Source organism: Candidatus Desulfolinea nitratireducens (assembly GCF_982879505.1).
This window is the reverse complement of sequence record NZ_CEYOSI010000310.1, coordinates 1-3,125: the sequence shown is the minus strand read 5'-3', so window position 1 is coordinate 3,125 and position 3,125 is coordinate 1. Positions and strand designations below refer to the sequence as shown.

The 3,125-nt window shown below is 50.6% G+C and carries 3 protein-coding genes; all 3 read left to right on the top strand.

Annotated elements, in window-relative coordinates:
* The coding region (locus tag AC3DOM_RS17050; RefSeq protein WP_487920235.1) for an HD family phosphohydrolase at positions 1-2,001 on the top strand (2,001 nt) is incomplete at its 5' end.
* Positions 1,982-2,443, top strand: coding sequence for an rRNA maturation RNase YbeY (gene ybeY, locus AC3DOM_RS17045; protein WP_487920234.1), 462 nt, complete (start codon positions 1,982-1,984; stop codon positions 2,441-2,443). The genes AC3DOM_RS17050 and ybeY, both read left to right, overlap by 20 nt.
* Positions 2,440-2,817 carry a diacylglycerol kinase family protein gene (locus AC3DOM_RS17040; RefSeq protein ID WP_487920233.1) on the top strand — a complete coding sequence of 126 codons (378 nt, stop codon included), beginning with the start codon at positions 2,440-2,442 and terminating at the stop codon, positions 2,815-2,817. Before ybeY ends, AC3DOM_RS17040 begins: the two co-directional genes overlap by 4 nt.
* Positions 2,818-3,125: the final 308 nt, after the last annotated feature.

Genomic DNA, 3,125 nt, shown 5'->3' with positions numbered 1-3,125 from the left:
CCCCTCACGGTGGGAGATGTGGCTCCCCGTGATCTGCAGGCCCCATACGCAGTCGATTATCTGAGTGAGGTCCGTACCGAAAGTGCCCGCCAAACGGCAGCGTTGACAGTGGCGCCTGTCTTTACCCTGGCCGACCCATCCATCGCACGGGCACAGATTGAAGATCTTCGGGGGACCCTGCTTTATATCGCCACCCTTCGTGCCGATGAATACGCCTCCCCCGAAGAGCAAATCTCTGATCTGCTTGCGCTGGAAGATATAATGCTAAAAGATGAGACCGTCGCGACAATTCTGAATTTGAGCGATGCCCAATGGGAGACAATCCAGCAGGAATCTTTGAGCGTCCTTGAGCAAGTGATGCGGAACAGCATTCGGCAGAGCGACGTGGCAAGTATCCAACGGAGTGTGCCTTCACGCGTCAGCCTGGCGTTGACAGAGATCCAGGCCCAGGTGGTCGCTGAGTTGGTGAGGGCCTTTATTGTCCCCAACAGCCTATACAGCGATGATTTAACGGAGGCAGACCGAACGTCGGCGCGCGAAACGGTGGAGCCCGTCATCCAAAGTTTTAAATCCGGTGAAACGATCGTCTCTGGGGGGCAGCTGATCACATCCGCTGATCTGGAAGCCTTACAAACACTGGGGCTGATCCAACCTCCGCAAGAATGGCAAAATTATCTGGGCGCAGGAGCCTTGACATTGGTGCTATCAATCTTCCTGTGGCTTTATTTTAGCTTCAGGCGTTCGTCTTTTATCAATGCGATGCGCAGCCTGGTGATGGTAGAAATTATTTTTCTGATCTTTTTGGTCGGAGCCCGGCTGACAATTCCAAACCATGCAATTATCCCTTATCTATATCCATTGCCCGCATTCGGGCTGCTGATCGCAACTCTTTTTGGCGCTGATGCAGCTTTTGTGCTCGTTTTCGCGCTAAGCCTGCTGACGACCTATGGATTACCCAACGCCCTTGATCTGACGGCTTATTACCTTGTCTCCTCGTTTATCAGTATTCTGGTTCTGAGTAAGGCCAAGCGAGTACGGTCTTTTTTAAGGGCAGGTATCGCCATCACACTGGTTGGGATCGCAATGTTGTTGGCTTATTGGTTGCCCTATACACCTACAGATTGGATCGGTGTAGCATCGCTGGCTGGCGCAGCAACATTCAACGGGGTTGCTTCTTCCAGCCTGACCTTGCTTTTACAGTTTTTCCTCGCCCAAAGTTTGGGGCTGACAACAACCCTGCAATTGCTTGAAATCTCGCGCCCTGATGTGCCTTTATTGCAATTCTTTCTACGCACTGCCCCGGGGACATACCAGCATAGTTTGCAGGTTGCCAATCTCGCCGAGCAGGCAGCTGAAAGGATTGGTGCGGATGCATTATTAGTGCGTGTTGGGGCCCTCTTCCATGATGTGGGAAAAGCAGAAAACCCCCTCTTTTTTATTGAAAACCAGGCACCGGGCAGTATAAATACACATGAGGATCTCGCTCCTGAAGATAGCGCAGAAAATATCATCCGGCATGTCACCGACGGGGTCTCATTGGGGCGCAAACACCGCCTGCCGGATCGTCTGATAGATTTTATGTTGGAACATCACGGCACAAATATTACCCAATACCAATATTCACAAGCTCTCAAAAATGCAAATGGGGACGAGGATAAGGTTGATATAGGAAAATTTCGCTACCCAGGCCCTGCGCCACGCTCACGCGAAACTGCCCTATTGATGCTTGCTGATGGAACTGAGGCCCGCTCAAGGGCAGAACAACCCCAAACGGAAGAGGAAATACGAACACTTGTCCATAAAACAATGGAAACGATCCAGAAAAACGGACAACTGAGTAACACCCGTCTAACCCTGCGCGACCTGACCCTGATCAACGAATCCTTTGTTACCACGCTGCAGGGTACGCTACATCCCCGTATAAAGTATCCTGGCGCACCGGCCTCAGGGGGAGTAGAGACAATTCCCAGAAGAAGAAAAGATGATAGAGATTCAATATAATCCTGCTCTAAAAAAAAATCTACTTAATTCAACCCTGCTGGAACGAGCCGCCCATACTGCACTGAAGGCTCAGGCAGCACGGCAGGATGTCTCCCTGAGTATTTTATTAACAGATGATACCCAGATCCAGGAACTCAACAGCGAGTACCGGGGGATTGATGCTCCGACCGATGTGCTCTCTTTTGAGGTGAACGAACGTGATCCCGAAACTGGATTCCTTTATCTCGGCGAGATCATTATTTCAACACCGTACGCCACCAGGCAAGCCCTCAAAAACGGTCATTCTCTCGAGGCCGAGACACAACTTCTCGTTGTCCACGGAGTATTGCATCTTTTGGGACATGACCACGCCGAACCTGAGGAAAAATCCCGCATGTGGGACGCCCAGGCCAAAATCCTGACAAGCCTCGGTCTCTCCGGAATTAAAATCCAGGAAACATGAAAGACTTTATCAAATCACGCCTGCACTCTTTTGGCTACGCCTTCAACGGCTGGAGCTATGTCCTCCGCACCCAGCCAAATACCTGGATCCATGCAACCATCACTGCACTGGTTCTCATACTCGCTTTTTGGCTTCAGCTCTCCCTGCAAGATTGGGCGGTCTTACTACTCACGATCATGGTGGTTTGGGCCGCAGAGTTTTTCAATACCGCCATCGAAAGTATGGTTGATCTTGCCAGCCCCGGGGAGCATCCGCTTGCCAAAATCAGCAAGGATGCGGGCGCAGCGGCAGTGCTGATTACCGCGCTTATTTCCATATTAATCGGCTTGCTCATTCTTGGCCCACCGCTTTTGGGGAAAATCAACTCTTTCTAATTCATCCATTATTTGACCAGAAATACAATAGACCTCTTGCAAAAGCCCCTTTTTGACACTGCTCTAACCGCCATCCTTCGCGGTGGGGACGCCGCCGGGAGCAGATATGCAAGAGGTCTATTATTGATATCCAGATGATTTGCTTATGATCGCCCCACAGGTTTTTGTTGCTCATGGATCTAATTATGGGAACCTGCGGGACGTTTTACTCTTATAAAAATAACTAACTAAAGTGACTTTCTATAGAAACTGATGTTTCGCATGGTTCTCCCCCTGTCTACGGGGGGAGCAAGAGGGGGCACCCCCCC